Genomic DNA, 19,158 nt, shown 5'->3' on the forward strand with positions numbered 1-19,158 from the left:
GCGCAGCGCCTACCCGCAAAAAACGGCTGACACCGAAAAGGAAAACGTGCCTATGAACCGTAACGATCTGCGTCGCGTCGACATGAACCTGCTGGTGATTTTCGAAGCGTTGATGTTCGAAAAGAACCTGACTCGCGTCGCCGAAAAGCTGTTCATGGGGCAACCGGCGGTCAGCGCCGCGTTGGGGCGTTTGCGTGATCTGTTCGATGATCCTTTGCTGTTGCGCAACGGTCGCGGCATGGAGCCGACTGCACGGGCACTGGCGATTCTCAAAGAGCTGCAACCGGCGATGGACGTCATCTCCGGCGCGGTCAGCCGCGCCAAGGAGTTCGAACCGGCGAGCAGTTGCGACGTGTTTCGCATCGGCCTGTCGGATGACGCCGAATTCGGCCTGTTTCCGCCATTGTTGCGTCAGCTGCAGCAAGAGGCGCCGGGGATTGTCGTGGTGGTGCGCCGCGCCAACTACCTGCTGATGCCGACGCTGCTGGCCTCTGGGGAAATCTCCGTCGGCGTCAGCTACACCACCGATCTGCCGGCCAACGCCAAGCGCAAAACATTGCGCGACATTCCCTGCAAGGTTTTGCGCGGTGACGACCGCCCGGGGCCGCTGACCCTCGACGAATACTGCGAGCGCCCGCACGCGATGGTGTCGTTCTCCGGTGACCTCAGCGGCAATATCGACCTGGACCTGGCCAAGGTCGGCCGTTCGCGCCGCGTGGTGCTGGGCGTGCCGCAGTTCAGCGGCCTGCGCGCCTTGCTCGCCGGCACCGAGATGATCGCCACCGTGCCGGATTACGCGGCCTGCGCGCTGGTTGAAGGGTGTGCGTTGCGTGCCGAGGATCCACCGTTCCCGATCGATGCGGCGCAGTTGTCGATGGCGTGGAGCGGGGTGCATGACAACGATCCGGCGGAGAAATGGTTGCGCTCGCGGATCAGTCAGTTCATGGCGGCGCCGCTGGATATTCCAGTGATTTGAATCACTGCGCATATCTCACAAACAACACCAATCCCCTGTGGGAGCGAGCCTGCTCGCGAAAGCGGTGTGTCATTCAAAACATTTGTTGACTGACCCGGCGCCTTCGCGAGCAGGCTCGCTCCCACATTGGTTTGGTGTGATTCTTGAGTTTTCGGTTGTTTAAACATCGCCGTTTAAGCAACACCCACAGACACTCTTTCAGGCTACGCAACCTTGCGCCTTTGCCTACAGCTACGCCAGAATCCGCCGGCTTGTGCGCTTGTGGTCGGGTCTCTATCGTTTGGTGGTCGCTGAAAACTCAGCGATCGGGTTTAGCGACTCGGACCAAAAAAAGTGCATCAGCGCTCCATGCTTCGTAGCAGGCTATCGTCTGCACTTCGCTATGGCGGCTGTATGCGGGAGACCTTCGGGTCTACCGGGTTGCCTTTTTACCGGTTCGCTAACCTGCATACGGTCGCCACCCATCCTGTTTAGCGACAGGACGTGGTGATCCCGGCTCTAAAAAGGAGATTCACCATGTTCAAAGTCACACCCAATCCACCAGACATCGACCCCACATCCCCCTACGAATCCATCGATTCGAGAAAACTCCACGAAGCCGCCGACCGCGCGCTCGACCATTACCTCCTGCCATCTGGTTCCACGCCACCTCCACGCAGAACTCGCGGCATGTACGCGGTAACTGCCGACACCAAAGCCGAAGAACTGCTGACCGACGCCAGCGAAACACTTGCCTCGGCCAAAACCATCGCCCAGGACGTCGCCCACCTGTTGCCCGCGCCGCAGCGTCGGGCGTTGTTGGGGATTGCGCAGTTGATCATGCTCGGAGAGCTGGCGGTGAATCGGGTGCTGGATAACCTCGAACCACCGGCCTGAACACAACCCCCCTGTGGGAGCGAGCCTGCTCGCGAAAGCGCTGTGTCATTCAAAGTATTTATAACTGACCCGACGCCTTCGTGAGCAGGCTCGCTCCCACAGTGTTCTGCGGTGTTTCAAAAATCCTGGCACGCCGTGGAACTGAGCACACCCATCCAATTTCCTCCCACCCAACCCCGGCATGATTCACCCAATAATTATTCACGGGTGAGTCCATGCACGTTTCTCAACGGGAAGAACAGGCACGCGACATCGGTTTGCTGTTCCTGCGGGTCAGCGGCGGGTTGTTTCTGCTCTGGGTCCACGGCTTGCCCAAGCTGCTCGACTTTACCGCGCAGTTGCAACTGATCGAAGACCCGTTCCACCTCGGTTCTTACCTCACCTTGATCCTGGCGATCTTCGCCGAAGTCCTCTGTCCGCTACTGATCGTCGCCGGGTTACTGGCGCGATTGGCCTGCGTGCCTATTCTCTTTGTGCTGCTGGTGGCACTGCTGGTCGTGCATCCGCAATGGAGTGTGGCTGAAGGGCAGTTCGGCTGGTTGCTGTTGATCCTGTTTACCACTGTGTTGATCGCCGGGCCGGGACGGCTGGTGATTCCTGTTCGTTTGCCCGGAGTGCTGCGTTATGCCTGAAGTCCTCAATCCACAAGCACCGGGGGCCGATGAGACGGTCACGCTGATCATCAAGCACCGGGTCAAGGCCGGTTTCGAGTCAGCGTATGAGGCCTGGCTGCGCAATATCGTCCGCGTGGCGGGGCAGCGTGAAGGGCATTTGGGCGTGGACGTGGTGCGCGGCAAGCGCGGGCGTCTCGATTTCTACACCTGCGTGCTGCGCTTCAGTTCCACCGAAGCGATGCAAGGCTGGCTGGAATCGCCGCAGCGTCAGGCACTGGTCGCCGAAGCGGCGCCGATGCTGGCTGATGGCGATCAGACCGAAGTCGCGCCGATCAATGAATTCTGGTTCTCGCCACTGGCCGATGCCGCTACGCCGCCGCCGCGCTGGAAACAGGCCGTGGTCTCGCTGCTGGTGATACTGCCGCACACTTTGCTCGTGCCGTTGATCTGGGGACCGCTGCTGGCGCTGCATCCGATCCTGTCGAACTACGTCGTCGCGACGTTCCTGATCACCCTGACCATCGTCCTGTCGGTGGTGTATGTGGTGATGCCGCCGGTCACCCGATTGTTTACGCCGTGGCTCGAAGCCAGCCAGGCCCATGAACACCTCGATTCCCAAGAAACCTCGCCGCGCTGAGCGCGCGGGGTTCGCTTCTTTTCACTTTGCTTGAGGAACTGCGATGAGCGCCGATCTGATTTTATTCAATGGCCAGTTTCATACCGTAGATCGCACCAAACCACTGGCCAGCGCCGTGGCGATCACCGACGGCCGTTTCGTCGTGGTTGGCAACGATAACCAGGCCATGGCCCTGCGCGGGCCGAATACGCAAGTGGTCGATATGCACGGTCGTTGCGTCATTCCGGGTCTCAACGACTCGCACTTGCACTTGATTCGTGGCGGTTTGAACTACAACCTCGAACTGCGCTGGGAAGGCGTGCCGTCGCTGGCCGATGCCCTGCGCATGCTCAAGGATCAGGCCGATCGCACGCCGACCCCGCAATGGGTGCGCGTGGTCGGTGGCTGGAACGAATTCCAGTTCGCTGAAAAGCGCATGCCGACCCTTGAAGAAATCAATCAGGCCGCGCCGGACACCCCGGTGTTCATCCTGCACCTGTATGACCGCGCGCTGCTCAACCGCGCCGCATTGCGCGTGGCCGGTTACACCCGCGACACGCCGAACCCGCCGGGTGGCGAGATCGTCCGTGACAGCAACGGCAACCCGACCGGCATGCTGGTCGCGCGACCGAACGCGATGATTCTCTACTCGACACTGGCCAAGGGGCCGAAGCTGCCGCTGGAATATCAGGTCAACTCGACCCGCCAGTTCATGCGCGAACTCAATCGCCTCGGCCTGACCAGCGCGATCGATGCCGGCGGCGGTTTCCAGAACTACCCGGACGATTATCAGGTGATCGAGCAACTGGCCAAGGACGACCAGTTGACCGTGCGCATCGCCTACAACCTGTTCACCCAGAAGCCGAAAGAAGAGCTGAGCGATTTCCAGAACTGGACCGGCAGCGTGAAATTGCATCAGGGCGATGACTTCCTGCGCCACAACGGCGCCGGGGAAATGCTGGTGTTCTCGGCGGCGGACTTCGAAGACTTCCTCGAACCGCGCCCGGACCTGCCGGAAACCATGGAGCAAGAGCTGGAGCCGGTGGTGCGCCACCTGGTCGAGCAGCGCTGGCCGTTCCGCCTGCACGCGACTTACAACGAATCGATCAGCCGCATGCTCGACGTGTTCGAGAAGGTCAATCGCGACATTCCATTCAACGGTTTGCCGTGGTTCTTCGACCACGCTGAAACCATCACCCCACAGAACATCGAGCGGGTAAAAGCGCTGGGCGGCGGCATCGCGATTCAGGATCGCATGGCGTTCCAGGGCGAGTACTTTGTCGACCGCTACGGCAAACAAGCCGCCGAGGCGACCCCGCCGATCAAACGCATGCTCGCCGAAGGCGTACCGGTCGGCGCCGGCACCGATGCAACGCGGGTGTCCAGCTACAACCCGTGGACGTCGCTGTACTGGATGGTCAGTGGCCGCACCGTCGGCGGTCTGGCCTTGTACGAAGAAGGTTTGCCGCGCACCACCGCGCTGGAATTGTTCACCCATGGCAGCGCCTGGTTCTCCTCGGAGCAGGGCAAGAAAGGCCAGATCAAGGTCGGGCAACTGGCGGATCTGGCAGCGCTGAGCGCGGACTTCTTCCATGTCGAAGAAGAAGCGATCAAGTGGATCGAATCGGTACTGACCGTGGTCGGCGGCAAGATTGTCTACGCCGCCGGCGACTTCGAAGACCTCGGCCCGCGCTCGATTCCGGTGCTGCCAGACTGGTCACCGGTGGTGAAAGTCCCGGGCCACTGGCGGCCGAATTCGCCGTTGCAGGCGCAGGTTCACCAGTGCAGCGGCCCGTGCGCGGTGCACACCCACAGCCATGAAAAGGCGCGGATGTCGAACGCACCGGTCAGCGACTTCGCCGGTTTCTGGGGCGCATTCGGCTGTTCCTGCTTCGCTTTCTGATTTCCCCTGAAGCGCCGGCCATCCGGTCGGCGCTTCACGCTTCATCCATCCGTCCATCAGGAGTTTTGCCATGAGCGTTCCTTACACACGTCTGAACAAAGATGATGCGGTCGTACTGCTGGTCGATCACCAGACCGGTCTGATCTCGCTGGTCCAGGATTTCACTCCGAACGAATTCAAGAACAACGTGCTGGCGCTGGGCGACATCGCCAAGTTCTTCAAGCTGCCGACCATCCTCACCACCAGTTTCGATGCCGGCCCCAACGGCCCGATCGTGCCCGAGCTGCGCGAGCAGTTTCCGGATGCGCCGTTCATTCAGCGTCCGGGCCAGATCAATGCCTGGGACAACGAAGATTTCGTTAAAGCGATCAAGGCCACCGGCCGCAAGCAACTGATCATCGCCGGTGTGGTGACTGATGTTTGCGTAGCGTTCCCGACCTTGTCGGCCATTGCTGAAGGCTACGAAGTGTTTGTGGTGACTGACTCGTCGGGCACCTTCAACACCACCGTGCAGCAGGCGGCGTGGGCGCGGATGTCGGCGGCGGGTGCCCACCTGCTGAACTGGTTCTCGGTCGCGTGCGAGCTGCAGGGTGACTGGCGCAATGATATGGAAGGTCTGGCGCATCTGCTGTCCGAGCGTCTGCCGAACTACCGCAACCTGATCAACAGCTACACCAAGTTCACCGCTAAGTAAGATCAAAAGATCGCAGCCTGCGGCAGCTCCTACAGGGGGAACGCATTCCAATGTAGGAGCTGCCGCAGGCTGCAATCTTTTGCTTTCAACGCTTTTGAAGCCACCCCAAAAACCCGCCTTTCCTCACCGGCACCGGTTTGGCCATCAACGCGAGGCGACTGTTCTGCTGCCGCACCGCCTGCAATTTATTCAACGCCCGACCCACCTCCGTGCGCTGCTCCATGCACTGACGGGTGAGGTTCTTGTCGAGGCGATAGATGATGCTCGACGTCAACGCCGTGAACGTCGCCTGCGACGGCGTATCCGCCAGAATGCTCTGCTCACCCATGACTTCACTCGGCCCCATCCGCCCGGCCTCGACCTTGCTGTCGCCGTCCGCCACGGTCGCACTGACGACGCCGGTGGCAATCACGAACAGGCTGTCCGGCACTTCATCCAGATCCAGCACCACCTGGCCCGCCGCGTATTGCTGGGCAACCATCGATTCCGCCAGACGATCGCGCTCATCACTGCTCAGCGAGCGGAAGATTTTCACTTCATCGAGCAACGCACGACCACGGGTCGAAGGTTCGATCACGCCGTCCGGATGCCGCGAAATGCCCGCCGCTTCGAGATGCCGGTGGGCGAGGTCGAACAGTTGATTGCGCACTTCGCTTTTCTTGCCGAGCTCGGCGATGAAGCCGCTGGCGACGTATTCCGACATGGTTTCGCCGGCCTCTTTCAGCACGGCTTTCGGCGCTGGCGTCAGCAACAGCGAACTGCTGCCCTGCAAGGTGCGATCAAGCGCATCGAGTACCCGCCGTGGGCGGATATGATTCGGCACCTGAATGCTGATCGACACGCCGTGCATGTTGTTCGGGCGGCTGAGGTTGACGATCTTCGCCTTGGCCGCCACCGAGTTCGGCACCACCGCCATGGTTCCGGCGCTGGTCAACAGGTGGGTGGCGCGCCAGTCGATGTCGAAGACTTTGCCTTCGACGCCGTCGATCACCACGAAATCATCCACCTGATACGGCTTGGTGGTGTTGAGCACGATTCCGGAGAACACATCGGCGAGGGTGCTTTGCAGCGCCAGACCGACAACGATGGCCACCACGCCCGAAGTCGCCAGCAAGCCTTTTACCGGCAACTCCAGCACGTAACCGGCCGCGGCAACGGTGGCGACCAGAAAGACCAGGGCGCCAATCACGTCCTGCAGCAAACGACCGCTGTGGCCGATGCGGCGCATCAGCGCCAGGCCGATGACTTCGGTCAGCACCCGCGCGGCGTACAGCCACCAGAGAATCCCCAACGCCGTCGCCCCCAATTGCGCGACGCGATCATCGGCGAACAGCGGTGCTTGCAGCGGGCTGACGCCGGCGTTGATCACCAGCGCCGTGAACGCCAGAAACAGCACCAGCCGCACACCGACTCTCGGGGCGCGATGAGTGAAGGGCGAGAAGTGCCAGAGCACGGCGTCGAGCAGCAGCAGGGCGGCGCTCAGAGACAGCAGGTGAGTGAGGAGGAAGGACATGGAGGACTCCAGAAAGGCAAAGGCTTCGTAAGGAGCAGCTTTTGTGGCGAGGGAGCTTGCTCCCGCTTGAGTGCGCAGCGCTCACCCGGTTTTGGGGCCGCTGCGCAGCCCAGCGGGAGCAAGCTCCCTCGCCACAAGATCAACAGCCAAGATCGCAGCCTGCGCGTGTCCACTGTGGGAGCTGCCGAAGGCTGCGATGTTTTGCTTTTATGGATTCAAATGAGTCTTCAGCTCAGCCGCCGCCTGACGCACGGCCGCCTTCACCTCAGGAATCTGGCTCAGCGGATTGAGCAGGCCGAAGTCATGAATCATCCCGTTGTAGCGCACCGAGGTCACCGCCACGCCGGCTGCATCCAGATGCCGCGCATAGCCTTCGCCTTCGTCACGCAGCACGTCGAATTCGGCGGTCTGCACCAGGGCAGCGGGCAAGCCTTTGAGCTGTTCGGCGCTGGCGTTGAGCGGCGAGGCATGGATCTGCGCACGCTCGGCCGGGTTGGTGGTGTAGTTGTCCCAGAACCACTGCATCATGCCTTTGGTGAGGAAATGGCCCTCGGCGAATTGCTGGTACGAACCGTCGTCGAACTGCGCGTTGGTCACCGGCCACATCAGCAGCTGGAAGCGCAGCGCCGGGGCTTTCTGTTCCTTGGCCATCAACGCCACGACCGCCGCCATGTTGCCGCCGACGCTGTTGCCGGCCACCGCCAGGCGCTTGCCGTCGACACCGATGTCCTTGCCGTGCTCGGCCACCCATTTTGTCGCGGCATAAGCCTGGTTGATCGCGGTCGGGTACTGCGCTTCCGGCGACGGCGTGTAATCGACGTACACCGCGACCGCGCCGGAACCCACCACCAGATCACGAATCAGGCGCTGGTGCGTCGGGAAATCGCCCAGCACCCAGCCGCCACCGTGGAAGAACATGAACACCGGCAACTCGCCTTTGACCTTGGCCGGCCGCACCACTTTCAGATTGAGGGTCTGGCCATCGACCTTGATCGCCTTGTCGCTGACGTCAACACCGGACAGGTCCACTTTCACCGAAGCCTGCGCGCCGGTCAGCACCGCACGGGCGTCTTTCGGGCTCAGTTGCTCAAGGGGTTTGCCACCACCGGCGGCGAGGGCGTTGAGGAAGGCTTGGGTGTTGTGTTCGACACCGCTGCTTTCGGCGGCGAATGCGTTGCCGATGGACAGGGCGAGGAGGGAAGCGGTGAGGGTTTTCTTGATGTTCATGTTCAATTCCATTTTTGAGTGTTTATACGTTCGTGTAGGAGCTGCCGAAGGCTCGGGCCGCGATCGGACGATCTTTTGATCCTGTTTGTTGCCTTTTTCCAGCATCACCGCAGATCAAGATCAAAAGATCGCAGCCTGCGGCAGCTCCTACCTGTTCAAGGTTGTTTTTAAACCGTGAGCACAGATTAATGGGCTGCCGAAAAGTGAAAAAGCGGCTATAAAGCGTTTTACTGTCTACCAGAGAGTGACAATGAACCCGTTCGAAGACATGCGTATTTTTTGCCAGGTCATGGACTCCGGCAGCTTCACCTCCGCGGCCGATCAACTGGGCCTGTCCAAGCAGTTCGTCAGCCGACGCTTGATGCAACTGGAGGAGCGCCTTGGCGTGCGGTTGTTGAACCGCTCGACCCGACGCCTCGATGTCACGCCACTGGGCCAGAGTTATTACGAATCGGCCTTGCGCCTGCTGGGTGAAGTCGAGCAAGTGGAGCAAGGCATCGCCGGGCAAACCGCCGAGCCTCGCGGGACGATTCGCTTGAGTGCGCCGCTGTCGTTTGCGGTGGCGCATCTGGGGTGTCTGTTACCACTGTTCTTGCAGCGCTATCGGGAAGTCACGGTTGAGGTCGATCTGAGTGATCGGCCGGTGGATTTGCTCGGTGAGGGCTACGATCTGGCGTTGCGCATTGGCGTGCTCGAAGATTCGACATTGATCGCCCGGCGCATCGCGTCGATTGAACGGGTGTACTGCGCCAGCCCGGCGTATCTGGCTGAACGTGGCACGCCGCTCAAACCCGAAGATCTGCACAGTCATGATTGCCTGCCTTACGGGCACGGGCGTTCGGTGCAATGGCGGTTTAATGCGGGGCAGGGCAAGCCGCTGTTGGTCAACGTCACCGGGCGCATGCGCGTGAACAACGGCGAGTTGCTTAGGGATGCGGCGGTGCAGGGGATGGGCATTACCTATTTGCCGACGTTCATCGTTGGCGCGGCGTTGAGAGATGGCCGGTTGGTGCCGGTGCTGGATGATTTGCGTCCGGAGCCGCTGACACTTTCAGCCGTTTACCCACAGCATCGGCAGGCTTCGCGCCCGGTGCAGGCGTTGGTCGAGTTTTTGCGTGAACGGTTGAACCAGAGCCACGTCGATCTCTGAGCCTGACAGTAGATTTTCAATCCCTGCAAAACCCTTGTGGGAGCGAGCCTGCTCGCGAAATCGGTGTGTCAGTCAAAACATCATTGGCTGATCCACAGCCTTCGCGAGCAGGCTCGCTCCCACATTGAATTTATGCTTGTCTGCGGAATCTGCGTACACCACAAATCCTTGTAGGAGTGAGCCTGCTCGCGATAGCGGTCATTCAGACACTGAAGCTATGACAGACAGAACGCCATCGCGAGCAGGCTCACTCCTACAGAGATTGCGGTGGGGCTAATGATCAGTTGGCGCGCTTGTCATCGCCCGGCTCGCCGCCGACATGTACGCCACGATCATCCCCCGGTTCGCCTGCTGCATGCAGGCCCCGGTCGTCACCGACTTCACCCGCGCGATGGACGCCATGGTCGTCGCCGACTTCGCCTGCCCGGTGCACGCCGTGATCATCGCCTGGTTCGGCGTGGGTGCCGCTGCGTCCTGAGGAGGCGGAGTTGCCGGCGTGTCCGGAGCCCTGGCCGCCGCCGCTGTGACCACTGCCGCCGTCACCGTGGCCACTTCCGCCATTGCCACTGCCGCCGTGTCCACCACCATTGCCGCCACCGCCACCGCCACCGCCACCGCCACTTCCGCCGCCTCCACCACTACCACCATGCCCGCCGCCATTTCCTCCACCGTTACCGCCACCCCCTCCGCCATGTCCACCGCCGCCACTCCCTCCACCACCACTGCCACCTTCCTTGGCCTGAACACTGGAAATGCCGGAAAGGCTATCCGGAATCAGCACCGTAGACGCTGACAGAACTGCGCCGATGGCCATTGCGAGCACGAGCTTTTGAATGTGCATATCGTTCTCCGTCTTTGTGGTTTTGTTGGGAACGTAAAAGTGCGTTGTTGCAGGGATCGGACCCGTTCCCGGAGTCAGTGAATACTCGAAGCCAGTTCGAAAATCGGGATGTACATCAGGATCACGATGACCCCGATCAGCAGGCCGATGAAGGTCATCAGCAGCGGTTCGAACAACTTCACGAACCACTCCAGCCAGCGGCTGATTTCCTCGTCGTAGAAATCGGCGCTGCGCTCCATCATCTGCCCGAGGTTGCCGGACTGTTCGCCCGCGCGCAGCAGGCGCAGGGACACCGGTGTCACCAGGTGATTGAGTTCCAGCGCGGTAGACAGTGACTGCCCCTCGCGTACCCGCTCGCAAGCCTGATCCAGGCGCACCCGCGACGCTACGGTGAGCAAGCCGCGCACCATGGCCATGGCGGTCACCAGCGGAATCCCGCCTTGCAGCAGGATCCCCAGTGAGCGATAGAATCGCGCCAGTTCATACATGAAAATCCGTTGATGCACGGCCGGCAGTTTCTCCACCAGTCGGTCCAGCTCGCGGCGAAACGCCGGTTGCTTCTGCAGCACGGCGAGGGCGATGACAATCGCTGCCAGCGCACCGAAGAATTCAGCCTGATGCGCATGCAAAAACATGCCGCTGCTCATCAGCACCTGCGACAGCCACGGCAGGTTATTCCCTAGCCCTTCGAATACCAGGCTGAAGCGCGGCACCACGTACCCCATCAAGAACAGCACCACGCCACCGCCGACTATCAGCAACAACATCGGATAGATCGAGGCACTGATGATCTTCTGCCGCACCTCGTCCATGCGCTGGCGATAACTGACATAGCGTCCCAGTGCATCGCCGACCGCGCCGGTCTTCTCGCTGGACTGAACCAGCGCCACGTACAGCGGCGGGAACACCGCCGACAACTGGCCCAACGCCTGCGAGAAGGATTTGCCCTCGTACAGCAGGCGCACCAGCTCACTCAAGGTTTTGCGGGCGGCGGGGGCGGTTTCTTTTTCGGCGAGGCTTTCCAGCGCATCGATCAACGGCAGGCCGGCATTGAGCAGCGTGGTCAGTTCCTGGCTGAACAACACCAGATTGAAGGTCTCGCGCTGACGCAGTTTCAGCGAACGCCAATGCTTGTCGGCGTGCGAGCTGAGCACACGCAAACCCTGGTCCTCGGCGATGCGCCGCGCTTCGCTGTCGCCTGGCGCTTCCACGCTCAAGGACACCACGCCCGCCTTGCCGACTGCCTTCAAATGAAATCGCATGGGCCGCGCTCCGCTTACTGCCAGTTGGTCACTTCGGCGTTTTCACCTTCGCCGCCGGGCTGGCCGTCCTTGCCCATCGACAGCAAGTCGTACTCGCTGTTTTCGCCGGGATAGCGGTAGGCGTAGTTACGCCCCCACGGATCCTGCGGCAGCTTTTTCTGCAAGTACGGGCCGGTCCATTTCGCCTCGTCACTCGGTGCGGTGACCAAGGCCTGCAAGCCCTGTTCGGTGGACGGGTAGTGACCGACCTCCAGTCGATAGATATCCAGCGCCTTGCTCAACCCTTCGATCTGCGCCTTGGCCACTTTCACTTCCGAGCGACCGAGTTGGGCGAAGTATTTCGGCGCGACGATCCCGGCCAACAGGCCGAGCACCACCAGCACCACGAGCAATTCGAGCAGGGTAAAACCGCGTTGGCCACGCGGACGAAATTGCAGCTTCATGATGACCTCCCGTGAGTGGCAGCCGTGTCGCCTGAAGGGCTTATGCAATTGCCATGCTCAGCCCCACTGAAAACCGCCTGATTGGCTGAAGCCCTTGTAAATCGGGCCTTTCAAGAGTCGGCACAGTGCTTGCGTATGGCTCAAACGTGATCGGCCATTGGGGCATTTCCCCCAATTTATCGGGGGCGATCCGGGGAGGCCCGACATGAAATTCCTTGCCAGCGGATTGCTCGGTTGTGTGCTGCTCAGCGGCGCCGCGCAGGCCGATGTGTTCATCTCGGTGGACGCCAAGGGCAGCTATGTACTGTCCAACGTTCACCGACCCGGACGCACCTACGAACGGGTGATCCGCGAGGCTGACGCCGCAGTGGCCAGCCTTGATCAGCAGCCGCAAATGATCGCCAACCAGCCCTACGCGGAACTGGTGTCGGCGGCGGCCAAGGTCAATCAATTACCCGAAGCGCTGTTGCACGCGGTGATCAACGCCGAGTCCCACTACAACCCCGGCGCGACCTCAGCCAAAGGCGCGGGCGGGCTCATGCAGTTGATGCCCGACACCGCGCGGGAAATGGGCGTGACCGACGTCTACGACCCCAAGGCCAACATCCAGGGCGGGGCCAAATACCTCAAGCGCCTGATGACCCTGTTCGACAACGACATCGCCCTCGCCGTGGCGGCCTACAACGCCGGGCCGGACGCAGTGCTCAGCCGTGGCCGGGTGATTCCGCCGTTCGCCGAAACCCAGCGGTATGTGCCGAACGTATTGCGTCAGTACCGGCGTTTGCAGGGCCTGGCCATGGATGCGCCGTTGTGAGCCCAACCCGGTTTTCCCCACTTTCGGGGCAAACCGAAGACACCCGAAAAGTGGGGAAAACCGGTGGGGAATATCCCCCGGATTCTCAAGTGCTCGCGGTAACTGATTGAACGGTAATGAAATTTTTTGTGGCACGCGGATTGCTCCGAGGCATTTGTCGAGAAGTGTTCCCAAGAGCACCCACTACGAGGTTACTGATCATGGCTGGCTTTCCTCACGCTCCGTCCCTGATTAACTGGCTGCTGATTCTGGCCTCGATGCTCAGCGTCGAACTGGCCGGCGCGGCCGTGCGTTGCGAGCGCAACCTGGTGGCCAACGTCGTCGCCTTCGATCAACCGCTGATGTTCAACCGCCTCGGTGCGCAGAACATCAACGGCATGATGTTCGCCCTGCGCCGCGATGTGGTCGATGAACATGAGCAGTCGCTGGCTTACGGCGGCGCCGCGGTGCCGGGCAAAGTCTCGCTGCGCCCGGACAAGCGGCCACGGCCGTTGGTGCTGCGCGTGGCCGCTGGCGATTGCCTGACGATCAATCTGCAGAACCTGCTCGACTATCAGGCCAACCCGAACAAGCACTTTGAAAACGAGAGCGAGGAGGAGGGCGCAAACGCCAACGGCGCGGAGGACTTCAAAGTCGACGAGCAGGTCGCCGACCGTCACGTCGGTTTCCAGGTCAACGGCCTGCAAGCGGTAAACAGCATCGACGACATTTCCTCGTTCACCGGGCGCAACGCCAACAGTCTGGTGCCACCGGGCGCGAGCCGCTCCTACACCTTGTTCGCCGAACGTGAAGGTGCGTTTGCCGTCAGCAGCCGTGGCGCGACGTTTGGCGGCGAGGGTGCTGCCGGCAACGTCGCCAACGGCCTGTTCGGCCAGGTCGTCGTGCTGCCCAAGGGCGGTCGCACTTATCGCAATACCCTCACCGAAGAAGAAATGCGCCTCGCCACCACCGGTCGCGCGCCCACCGGTCAACCCATCGTCGATTACCAGGCGCGCTACCCGCAGCGCGAACCGTGGCTGCGCGAAGGTAAGGCCGGCACGCCGATCATCAACATGGTCGACGGCAATGAAATCATTTCCAGCGAAAGCGATGCGATTGTCATGGGCGGCAACGCCGACGGCAGTTTCCCGTCCAGCACCTATCCGCTGGAGTCGATGGGCAAACGCAACCCGGCGATCCCCAATCGGCTGGAACCGTTCCGTGATTTTGCCTCGCAGTTCCAGGACGAAACCGCCGCCACCCAAGCGTTCCCCGCGTACTGGGCCGATCCGGTGATGGCCCATGTGCTGGAGCCGACCCGCGACTCGTTCATGATCAACTATGGCTCCGGCGGCATGGGCGCCGAAGTGGTCGCCAACCGTTTGGGCGTGGGGCCGATGCACGACTGCCTGTCGTGTGCCTACGAAGAATTCTTTCTCAGCTCGCACACCGTCGGCGATGTGGCGATGCTGGTGGATGTGCCGGCCAACACCGGGCTTGAGAACATCGCCCCGGGCCAGATACCGCGCGCCGATCAGATCGGTGTGAAAGCGACCATGGCCCTGTATCCGTCGGAGCCATCGAACGTCAACCACAGCTACATCGGTGACTTCGTCAAATTCCGCAATACCCACAATGGCCACGAACAGCACATCTTCCACCTGCACGGCCATCAGTGGCTGTTCAACCCCAACGACGACAACTCCGATTACGTCGACGCCCAAGGCATCGGGCCGGGCGCCGGTTATACCTATGAGATCGCCAACGGTGGTTCGGGCAACCGCAACCGCGTGGCCGGTGATGCGATCTATCACTGCCATTTCTATCCACACTTCGCCCAAGGCATGTGGTCCATGTGGCGGGTGCACGATGTGTTTGAAGAAGGCACCCGGCTGGATGTTTCGCAGCAAGGCGCAGACGGCTATCACAGCGAACCGTTTGCCTTGCGCAGCGGCAAACCGGCGGTCGGGGCACGGGCCTTGCCCGATGGTGAAATCGTCGCCGGTACACCGATTCCGGCCATCGTGCCGCTGCCGGGCAAAGCCATGGCGCCGATGCCGGGCAAAGTCGTGGTGGTGCCGAAAATCGGTGAAACCCTGGTCGCCGGCAATGATGACGACGATGACGAAGAAGAGGGCGATGACGACGGTGACCACCATGGCGGTAACGCCGCTGGTCAAGCCATTGGCTCACTGGCGCTGGTCGATCGCAGCGAAGCCAACCGCAATGCCGACGGCAGCTTGAAAAACCCTGGCTATCCGTTCTGGATCGGCGGCATGGAAAGTTCGGTCGGCCAGCGTCCGCCAACGCCGCCACTGGACATGCTCGACGCGGCCACCGCGCAATCGCTCAAGGCCAGCGGCAAAGCGCTGTGGGCCAACCTCGACCCGGCGCAGTCCGGCGGTTGGGATGGCGGCTTGCAGCGGCACGCACTCGACGGCGTCGCGGCCGGTGGCGAGGCACATACCGTGACCACTTCGCTGGACTTCTCCAAGGAAGTCACCCGCGCCAAACCGATTTACCTGCCAGAAGAAGGCACCGAAGTCGAACAGGCCGCGATGGCCTTCCACGCGAAAAAAGATCACCCAAGTTATGCCTTGCTGCCCGGTAATCAAGTGGTGGCCAAGGCGTTCCGCACCAACGGTGCCTTGCCGATGGCCGGCGCGCCGTACTACGAGCCGTGCATGGACGATCGGCAAAAACGCCTGACCAGCAATGCCGGCAGTGGCGAATTCAACAGCGGTGAACGCATCGACGGCATGTCCTTTGTCGGCGCCTCGACCTTCACCGCCGACCGCCCACGGATCTACAAAGCCGCCAACATCCAGTTTGATGCGGTGTACAACAAAGTCGGTTATCACTTCCCGCAGGCGCGCATTCTCGCGCTGTGGGAAGACGCCTGGCCGGTGATCACCAAGCAGCGTCCGCCAGAGCCGCTGGTGATGCGCATGAACACCTTCGATTGCGTGCAATACCAGCAAACCAACCTGGTGCCGGCTACTTACGAGATGGACGATTATCAGGTGCGCACGCCGACCGACGTGATCGGCCAGCACATTCACCTGCCGAAGTGGGATCTGACCTCGGCGGACGGCTCCTCCAACGGCTGGAACTACGAGGACGGCGTGCTCTCGCCCGGCGCCGTGCAGGAACGCATTCACGCGATCCGCGAGTTCAACCAGTGCGCCGGTACTGATCCGCGTGACGGCACTCAAGCCTGCCCGAAAGCCAAGAACCATCCGTTCTTCGGCCAGTACGGCCGCGCCGACTGGCTGGGTGCGCGCACGGCGATGCAGCGCTGGTTCGTCGATCCGGTGGTCAACGCCAAAGGCGTCGATCGCGGCCTCGGCACGATCTTCACCCACGACCACTTAGGCCCATCGACGCACCAACAAATCGGTCTGTACGCAACCGTGCTTGCAGAGCCGGCCGGTTCCACCTGGTTCCACGCCGAAACCGGCGAGCCTCTCTACAGCGGCGCGCGGCAGGACGGCGGGCCGACTTCGTGGCAAGCGGTGATCAACACCGGTGACCTCGACGGCGATGGCAAGAACGACAGCTTCCGCGAGTTCTTCCTCGAGTACAGCGACTTCCAGCACGCCTATGAAGCCGGCGTCTATGTGGGGGCCGGTCCCAACGGCGTGCCGAATGCGCAGGCGTTCCCGGCCACCGCCGACAGCTTCCGTTACGCGATCAATCCGCCAGTGCGCAACAACGCCAGCAACTTGCTTGAAGGGGTGCTGGAGGTGCAGGGCGGTCAGGTCCCGGGCTGCCCGAGCCGGCCATGCCCGCAGGCGATTTCGGTGGATGATCCGGGCATGTTCGTCGTCAACTATCGCAACGAACCGCTGGCCCTGCGCGTGTACGACCCGAACAAGGTCGGCCCGGACGGCAAGCGCGGCATGCAGGCCGACGGCCTCGGCGGTGATCTGGCGTTCGCCATGCAAAGCCGTACCGACCGGGCGATTCCGGCGATGAACCTGGCGCCGAATCTGCTCACCTCGGCGACCGGTCCAACCGGTGGCACCACGCTCTTCCCGCCGCACATCAACAAGGGCGGCGCCGAGCCGGGCGATCCATTCACGCCGATGCTGCGCACCTATACCGGCGACAACGTGCGGCTGCGGGTGCATGCCGGTGGCCATGAAGAAGAGCACAACGTCACCCTGCACGGTGTGAAATGGCTGCAGAGCGGTTCCGGTTTCGGCAACAGCTCCAACTCCGGCTGGCGCGCGTCGCAGATGATCGGCATCTCCGAGCAGATGGGCTTCATTGCGCCGGTGTCGATGTTGTCCAGTTCGGCGGCGACCACGGGCGACTATCTGTACTCGATGGATGCCTCGATCGAAGGCTACTGGAGCGGTATCTGGGGCGTGATGCGCAACTACACCGCCAAACGCAGCGACTTGTTTGCTATCCCAAATAATCCAAGCCCGGCGGGCATGCGCAACACCGTGGCGTTCGAGGGCAGTTGCCCGCGTTATGGTGCCAATCCTAACGGCATTGGCACTCGGCCCACTGTGCAGCGCAACTATGAAGTGGTCGCGGCACTGGCCAACGACATTCTCGGCAACGCGCTGGGCCTGACCATCGGCGATCCCGAAGGGCTCGGCCAGCATGTCGGCGGACCGCTGAATCCGGCGGGCGGCACCCTGGTGCTGAACTCGCGCACGGTGAGCATTCCGCAAGTTACCGTGACCGATCCGGAAGATGGCGAAACCATCACCATCGGTGGGCAGAGCGGGCCGCTGCATGATCCGACCGCGATCCTCTATGTGCGTAAATCCGATCTCGATCCGGTGAGTGGCAAGCTGAAACCCGGCATCCCGGTTGAACCGCTGGTGCTGCGCGCAGCGGCGGGGGATTGCATCAACATCACCCTGGAAAACCGTCTGCCGAGCGTGATGCCTGACCTGACGCAAACTGCGGTGATGCAAGGCATGGTCAAGCGTGATCGCAACAGTGGTCTGGGTTCGACCACCTTCAGCAACAACCTGATGCGGCCGTCCAGCCACGTCGGTCTGCACGCGCAGTTGTTGGCGTATGACATCACCAAATCCGACGGCGCCAACGTCGGCGCCAACCCGATCCAGACCGTGCCACCGCGTGTCGGCAACAGCGGCGCGTACCCGACGCGTACCTATCAGTACTACGCCGGGCACCTGGAGCGTGAAGGCAAACCGGTGACTCAACTGGGCCGTAGCGTCGACAACATCAACGCCACGGCGGTGGAGTTCGGCGGTTTGAACATCACCCCGGCGGACGTGATCAAGCAACCACAAAAAGGCCTTGGCGGGGCGATGAGCATCCTGCCGATTGGCGCAACCTGGGTTGACGATGCGCGCAAGGCCAACGCCACGGTTACGGCGCCAGGGCAAACCAGCTACCGCGACTTTGCGATGGTCTGGCACAAGGCGTTGAACACTCGTTGGGCCAATGGCCGGCCGGTGGAAGGGATTGCCGCTGAGGGCTTCGGCGTGCCGACCGATCCGCAGGACAACTCAAGCATGGCGATCAACTACAAGACCGAGCCGCTGTGGTATCGCTTCGGCCTCGCCCCGGATGCACCGTTCGGGCATGCCGATGGCGCGGGTTACGGCGACATGAGCAATGCGCACATGGCTTACAGCAATGCGCTGGTCGGTGGCGATCCGCAGACGCCGGTGCTGTATGCCAAACCCGGGCAGCCATTCCGTACGCACATTCTGATGCCGAGCGGTGGCAGTCGTGGCACCACGTTCCAGCTCGACGGGCATGTCTGGTCGGTGAACCCGTTCCAGGCCGAGAAGAGCGACACCGGTGGTTATCCGATGGGCTCGCCGGGCGTCGGCTCGGTGCGCTTCGGTTACAACCCGATGTCGATGTACATCGGTGCCCACGAAAGCATCCTGCCGGCCGCGCACTTCAGCTTCATGATCCCCAGCGCCGGCGGCAGCAATGCAATCTCGGGGGATTACCTGTTCCGCGACTACGCCGCTTACGGCAATACCTCCGGGTTATGGGGATTGCTGCGTGTGACCAACGAACCGGAACCGGCACCACCAAGCCAGTAGGCACAACGAAGAGCTTTGTGGGAGCGAGCCTGCTCGCGAATGGGCCCGACTCGATTCTGGACGGTGCGGCAGATGACGCCTTCGCGAGCAGGCTCGCTCCCACAGGGGATGGTGGTTGGCAGTGAGGTTGGCGGGATGAATGCAAATCCCTTGTGGGAGCGAGCCTGCTCGCGAATGGGAGCAACCCGGTTTTTGAG

Annotated in this window: 14 protein-coding genes; 9 read left to right on the top strand and 5 right to left on the bottom strand. The window is 61.8% G+C overall.

What is annotated here, in order from left to right:
- Window positions 1–52: 52 nt before the first annotated feature.
- The 6 genes from BK670_RS04220 to ycaC all read left to right on the top strand — a co-directional run bounded on the left by BK670_RS04220 (window position 53) and on the right by ycaC (window position 5,679).
- Window positions 53–976, top strand: a complete 924-nt coding sequence (locus BK670_RS04220) for a LysR family transcriptional regulator (protein ID WP_123449187.1) — start codon at window positions 53–55, stop codon at window positions 974–976.
- Between the two features lie 516 nt (window positions 977–1,492).
- Complete coding sequence (locus BK670_RS04230) at window positions 1,493–1,852, top strand: DUF6124 family protein (protein WP_123448731.1); 360 nt, start codon at window positions 1,493–1,495, stop codon at window positions 1,850–1,852.
- 215 nt (window positions 1,853–2,067) lie between these two features.
- Window positions 2,068–2,484: a DoxX family protein gene (locus tag BK670_RS04235; RefSeq protein ID WP_123448732.1), complete on the top strand. Its 417-nt coding sequence runs from the start codon at window positions 2,068–2,070 to the stop codon at window positions 2,482–2,484.
- Window positions 2,477–3,103 (top strand): antibiotic biosynthesis monooxygenase, encoded by a 627-nt coding sequence (locus BK670_RS04240; RefSeq protein WP_123448733.1) that lies wholly within the window; start codon window positions 2,477–2,479, stop codon window positions 3,101–3,103. The genes BK670_RS04235 and BK670_RS04240 overlap by 8 nt, the downstream gene beginning before the upstream one ends.
- Before the next feature lie 43 nt (window positions 3,104–3,146).
- Entirely contained in the window at window positions 3,147–4,985 is a 1,839-nt protein-coding gene (locus BK670_RS04245; protein ID WP_123448734.1) for an amidohydrolase, read from the top strand.
- A 70-nt stretch (window positions 4,986–5,055) separates the two neighbouring features.
- Window positions 5,056–5,679: an isochorismate family cysteine hydrolase YcaC gene (ycaC, locus tag BK670_RS04250; RefSeq protein ID WP_007913541.1), complete on the top strand. Its 624-nt coding sequence runs from the start codon at window positions 5,056–5,058 to the stop codon at window positions 5,677–5,679.
- 85 nt (window positions 5,680–5,764) lie between these two features.
- Here the strand turns inward: ycaC and BK670_RS04255 are convergent, their stop codons facing one another.
- Window positions 5,765–7,192, bottom strand: coding sequence for a mechanosensitive ion channel family protein (locus BK670_RS04255; RefSeq protein WP_123448735.1), 1,428 nt, complete (start codon window positions 7,190–7,192; stop codon window positions 5,765–5,767).
- A gap of 207 nt (window positions 7,193–7,399) precedes the next feature.
- Entirely contained in the window at window positions 7,400–8,419 is a 1,020-nt protein-coding gene (locus tag BK670_RS04260; RefSeq protein WP_123448736.1) for an alpha/beta hydrolase, read from the bottom strand.
- Between the two features lie 250 nt (window positions 8,420–8,669).
- On the opposite strand from BK670_RS04260, the gene BK670_RS04265 reads away from it, so the two are divergent.
- Entirely contained in the window at window positions 8,670–9,569 is a 900-nt protein-coding gene (locus BK670_RS04265; protein ID WP_123448737.1) for a LysR family transcriptional regulator, read from the top strand.
- Between the two features lie 280 nt (window positions 9,570–9,849).
- Here the strand turns inward: BK670_RS04265 and BK670_RS29555 are convergent, their stop codons facing one another.
- The 3 genes from BK670_RS29555 to gspG all read right to left on the bottom strand — a co-directional run bounded on the left by BK670_RS29555 (window position 9,850) and on the right by gspG (window position 12,115).
- Entirely contained in the window at window positions 9,850–10,410 is a 561-nt protein-coding gene (locus BK670_RS29555) for a hypothetical protein (protein ID WP_185036721.1), read from the bottom strand.
- Between the two features lie 74 nt (window positions 10,411–10,484).
- Window positions 10,485–11,672 carry a type II secretion system F family protein gene (locus BK670_RS04275; protein WP_123448738.1) on the bottom strand — a complete coding sequence of 396 codons (1,188 nt, stop codon included), beginning with the start codon at window positions 11,670–11,672 and terminating at the stop codon, window positions 10,485–10,487.
- 14 nt (window positions 11,673–11,686) lie between these two features.
- On the bottom strand, window positions 11,687–12,115 hold the full coding sequence (gene gspG, locus BK670_RS04280; protein ID WP_007913548.1) for a type II secretion system major pseudopilin GspG: 429 nt from the start codon (window positions 12,113–12,115) through the stop codon (window positions 11,687–11,689).
- Window positions 12,116–12,320: 205 nt separating this feature from the next.
- Between gspG and BK670_RS04285 the strand changes: the two genes are divergently transcribed.
- Together BK670_RS04285 and mnxG are read left to right on the top strand one after the other, a co-directional pair.
- Window positions 12,321–12,929: a lytic transglycosylase domain-containing protein gene (locus BK670_RS04285; protein WP_123448739.1), complete on the top strand. Its 609-nt coding sequence runs from the start codon at window positions 12,321–12,323 to the stop codon at window positions 12,927–12,929.
- Between the two features lie 200 nt (window positions 12,930–13,129).
- On the top strand, window positions 13,130–18,961 hold the full coding sequence (gene mnxG, locus BK670_RS04290) for a manganese-oxidizing multicopper oxidase MnxG (protein WP_123448740.1): 5,832 nt from the start codon (window positions 13,130–13,132) through the stop codon (window positions 18,959–18,961).
- The last annotated feature ends 197 nt before the right edge of the window (window positions 18,962–19,158 follow it).

It is taken from the genome of Pseudomonas fluorescens (genome assembly GCF_003732425.1).
GTDB lineage: Bacteria > Pseudomonadota > Gammaproteobacteria > Pseudomonadales > Pseudomonadaceae > Aquipseudomonas > Aquipseudomonas fluorescens_BE.

What these genes read in the sequence shown, in the direction of transcription:
- BK670_RS04220 (WP_123449187.1), top strand. Translation starts at nt 53, where the DNA reads ATGAACCGTAACGATCTGCGTCGCGTCGACATGAACCTGCTGGTGATT.
- BK670_RS04230 (WP_123448731.1), top strand. Translation starts at nt 1,493, where the DNA reads ATGTTCAAAGTCACACCCAATCCACCAGACATCGACCCCACATCCCCC.
- BK670_RS04235 (WP_123448732.1), top strand. Translation starts at nt 2,068, where the DNA reads ATGCACGTTTCTCAACGGGAAGAACAGGCACGCGACATCGGTTTGCTG.
- BK670_RS04240 (WP_123448733.1), top strand. Translation starts at nt 2,477, where the DNA reads ATGCCTGAAGTCCTCAATCCACAAGCACCGGGGGCCGATGAGACGGTC.
- BK670_RS04245 (WP_123448734.1), top strand. Translation starts at nt 3,147, where the DNA reads ATGAGCGCCGATCTGATTTTATTCAATGGCCAGTTTCATACCGTAGAT.
- ycaC (WP_007913541.1), top strand. Translation starts at nt 5,056, where the DNA reads ATGAGCGTTCCTTACACACGTCTGAACAAAGATGATGCGGTCGTACTG.
- BK670_RS04255 (WP_123448735.1), bottom strand. Translation starts at nt 7,192, where the DNA reads ATGTCCTTCCTCCTCACTCACCTGCTGTCTCTGAGCGCCGCCCTGCTG.
- BK670_RS04260 (WP_123448736.1), bottom strand. Translation starts at nt 8,419, where the DNA reads ATGAACATCAAGAAAACCCTCACCGCTTCCCTCCTCGCCCTGTCCATC.
- BK670_RS04265 (WP_123448737.1), top strand. Translation starts at nt 8,670, where the DNA reads ATGAACCCGTTCGAAGACATGCGTATTTTTTGCCAGGTCATGGACTCC.
- BK670_RS29555 (WP_185036721.1), bottom strand. Translation starts at nt 10,410, where the DNA reads ATGCACATTCAAAAGCTCGTGCTCGCAATGGCCATCGGCGCAGTTCTG.
- BK670_RS04275 (WP_123448738.1), bottom strand. Translation starts at nt 11,672, where the DNA reads ATGCGATTTCATTTGAAGGCAGTCGGCAAGGCGGGCGTGGTGTCCTTG.
- gspG (WP_007913548.1), bottom strand. Translation starts at nt 12,115, where the DNA reads ATGAAGCTGCAATTTCGTCCGCGTGGCCAACGCGGTTTTACCCTGCTC.
- BK670_RS04285 (WP_123448739.1), top strand. Translation starts at nt 12,321, where the DNA reads ATGAAATTCCTTGCCAGCGGATTGCTCGGTTGTGTGCTGCTCAGCGGC.
- mnxG (WP_123448740.1), top strand. Translation starts at nt 13,130, where the DNA reads ATGGCTGGCTTTCCTCACGCTCCGTCCCTGATTAACTGGCTGCTGATT.